This window comes from Polynucleobacter aenigmaticus, assembly GCF_002206635.1.
Taxonomy (GTDB): Bacteria; Pseudomonadota; Gammaproteobacteria; order Burkholderiales; family Burkholderiaceae; genus Polynucleobacter; species Polynucleobacter aenigmaticus.
Map to the genome: position 1 here is coordinate 1 of NZ_NGUO01000025.1, position 3481 is coordinate 3481.

Here is a 3481-nt window from a genome sequence, read left to right on the forward strand (position 1 = left end):
GGGTGGCGGTCTCGCTTCAGTGCTTTCCAGCAAAGTACCTGGAATGTCGGCTACCGCTGAAGTGACTGGCGGCTCAGTAGATAACCTGAACCTCATCGGTACCGGTAAACCTTATGTTGGCTTCTCCATGGCAGATGCCGCTAAAGATGCGAAAGACGGCGAAGGTAAGTTTGCAAACAAGAAGGTGGATTTACGCACTCTCTTAGTTTTGTATCCTAATCTGATGCATGTGGTAACAGTGGACTCCACTGGGATCAAGTCCATGAAAGACCTAAAGGGCAAGCGCATTAGTACTGGTGCCCCAGGCAGCGCTACTGAAGTGATGGCATTTCGTTTGCTGGAAGCTGCAGGCCTTGATAAAGACAAAGATGTGAAACGCGAGCGCTTGAGCGTAGCGGAGTCGGTCAATGCCGTTAAAGATCGCAAAATCGATGCTTTCTTCTGGGTTGGCGGCCTACCAACTGCAGCAGTTACCGATTTGGCTAATAGCCCTGGTATGAAAATCGTCATGGTGGATAACGCTGCAGAAGTAGCCGCCATGAATAAAAAATATGGCAACCTTTACTTTGCTGCTGATATCCCTAAAGAAACCTATAGCGGTATGGGTAAGGACAATAAAGTTTCTGGCGTAGCCAACATCCTAGTTGTTAATGCCAATATGACTGACGATGAAGCTTACAAAATTGTCAAAGCAGTATTTGACAATAAATTGGAACTAGTTCGTACACACAAGGAATACATCAACGTAACCCTTGAAAATCAAAAACAAAAGTCCACCCCAATCGCATACCATCCGGGCGCACTGAAGTACTTTAAAGAAAAAAATATCAAAGTGAATTAATAGTTATACGAGGAGTGCCCATAAGGCACTCCTCAGTTTTTTGATCGTTCCGAATTAGTAGTGCCAAAAAAGCTTTATAAAAAAACATAGGTAGAGACATGACACAAGCAGTAATTGACAACGAGACACAAAAAAAATTAGACGCCTTTATTAAGCAAGAGGAGGGTGACTCCAATGACTACAAAGGTCTCTTGGCCAAGTTCATCACCCTAGTGGCTGTTGGTATGTCACTCTTCCATTTGTATGCTGCTTACTCCATCGTTCCTACACAGCAGCTTCGTGTGATCCACGTAGCCTTGGTACTGTTCTTAGTTTTCCTGAGTTTCCCAATTGCCGCTCGCTTTAAAAACCGCCTGATGTGGTGGGACATCTTATTTGCCATCGGGGCGGTATTTGTCGCCTATTACATCTTGAATAGTGGCGATGATCTCTTTGATCGTAATACCGCCCCAAACTCGACCGATGTCATGGTGGGCGTCTTCCTCATTGCGTTGATTTTAGAAAGCGTTCGCAGAACCAATGGCATGGTTCTAGTTATTGTCACTTCTTTATTCTTGTTGTATGCCCTATTTGGCAACTACTTGCCAGCACCATGGACGCACAAGGGCTATGACCTTGATCGCTTAGTCGGCTATATGTACATGACCCTTGAGGGTATTTATGGCACGGCAGTAGACGTATCGGCAACACTGATTATTCTCTTTACTATTTTTGGCGCCTTCTTACAGTTCACTGGCGCCGGCAAATTCTTTATCGATTTCTCTTTTGCCGCCATGGGCGGTAAGTCCTCTGGTGTTGGAAGAACGATTGTTCTCTCCTCATTTTTATTGGGTGGCCCTTCAGGTTCTGGTGTTGCGACTACCGTGACTGTTGGTTCCGTGGCAGCGCCGATGCTGGAAAAAGTAGGTTACGAAAAAAATGCTGCAGGCGGATTATTAGCGGCTGGTGGCTTAGGTGCAATCATCTCCCCACCAGTGCTTGGTGCGGCGGCATTCTTGATTGCTGACTTCCTGAAGATCTCCTACTTAGATGTGTTGCTAATGGCAACCATCCCAACGATTTTGTTTTACCTTGGCCTATTGGTCATGGTAGAGATTGATGTACGCAAATATGGCATGAAGAACATCCATTTCCAGGCAGCCGAAAGTGCTTGGCAATTAACCAAAAAATATTGGTTCCATTTCTTCTCATTGATTTCCATTGTGGTGTTTATGATGTTTGGCTTCTCGCCAGTGATGTCAGTGTTTTGGGCGACTGTTGTTTCGGCGCTTTCCAGCATGTTACGTCGTGATACTGCGATCATTCCTTGGGATTGGTTCCAGGGCAAAGAGAAGATATTCTCGGGACTCTATAAGTCCAACCTCACCAAAGCCCTTGCATCAGGCTCGACTGGCGTTTTAGCTATTGCTGTTACCTGTGCTGGCGCAGGATTAATTGTAGGCACCGTGACCTTGACTGGCTTGGGTCTGAAGTTCAGCTCCATCGTCATTCAATATGCAGGCGGCTCTCTCTTACTAACAGCTATCTTTACCGGTTTAGTGGTGTGGGTTGTTGGCCTTGCAGTTCCAGTAACAGCGTCTTACATCATCTGCGCTGTGATCGCAGCGCCTGCTTTGATTAACCTTGGCGTTCCAGAATTTGCTGCGCACATGTTCATCTTCTATTACGCAGTACTTTCTGAGGTGTCTCCTCCAACAGCACTCTCGCCCTTTGCGGCAGCGGCGATTTGCAAAGGCAATCCCTACAAGACGACATTGCAAACTTGGAAGTATGTTGCGCCAGCTATTTTGGTGCCCTTCATGTTTGTACTCGACAAGTCTGGCGTGAGCTTATTGCTGATGGGCTCGACAGCAGCACTAGAGCAAGCTGATTGGATGCAAATTGCCTGGGTGTCATTTACAGCTGTGGTTGGCATCATTTGTTTAGCTGGTGGTCTCCAGGGTTGGTTTATTGAAAAGACCAAAACCTTTGAGCGCATCATCATGGTGATCGCCGGTGTTGCCCTTGCTTACCCATCCACTGAAGCAGATCTGATTGGATTTGTAGGCTTTGGTTTGGTGCTCATCACCCAATCCATTACGCACTTCAAGCTGAACCCTCGTTCAAGTTGAGCGCCCCGCAGCAATACTTCGGATAAATCAAAAATAATCCCGCACATGTGAACTGACCCCCAAAAGTTGGACGCCAAGTCCAACCAAGGGGGTTTTGTTTTATGAGCAAGTACAGCAAGCAGTTCAAGCTAAAGGTAGTTAAAGAGTTTTTAAAGTCAGGTGGTCAAAGGCGGGTTGCTCACCTATTTGCGGTTAATCACTCGCAGGTCCGAGACTGGTTTTTGGCCTATCAAGCGCATGGCCCTGGTGGCCTTACTCCAGACCACCAACGTCACCCTCCCCAGTTCAAGCTTGAAGTGCTGCAGTACATGACCAAACACCAAGTATCGGCCAGACCAGCTGCGGCCCACTTTGGCATCCGCAGCATGAGCACTGTATTGCGATGGCAAAAACTCTACAATGAGGGCGGTATTACAGCCCTTGCCAATCGACAGAGAGGACAACAGCCTATGTCCCAATTTAATATCAAAGCATTACTCAAAAAGCCTGTCTCGGAACTCACACCTGCAGAGTTGCGACGACGTTTGGA

At 47.0% G+C, this 3481-nt stretch carries 3 protein-coding genes; all 3 read left to right on the forward strand.

The window, feature by feature from the left end:
• A partial coding sequence (locus CBI30_RS10785; RefSeq protein ID WP_088528300.1) for a TAXI family TRAP transporter solute-binding subunit occupies positions 1 to 841 on the forward strand: 841 nt, incomplete at its 5' end.
• Positions 842 to 939: 98 nt separating this feature from the next.
• A complete protein-coding gene (locus tag CBI30_RS10790; RefSeq protein WP_088528301.1) occupies positions 940 to 2952 on the forward strand; it encodes a TRAP transporter permease in 2013 nt (670 codons plus the stop codon).
• 101 nt (positions 2953 to 3053) lie between these two features.
• Positions 3054 to 3481, forward strand: a 428-nt coding sequence (locus CBI30_RS10795) for a helix-turn-helix domain-containing protein (RefSeq protein WP_143744396.1), incomplete at its 3' end; no start/stop codon positions are given.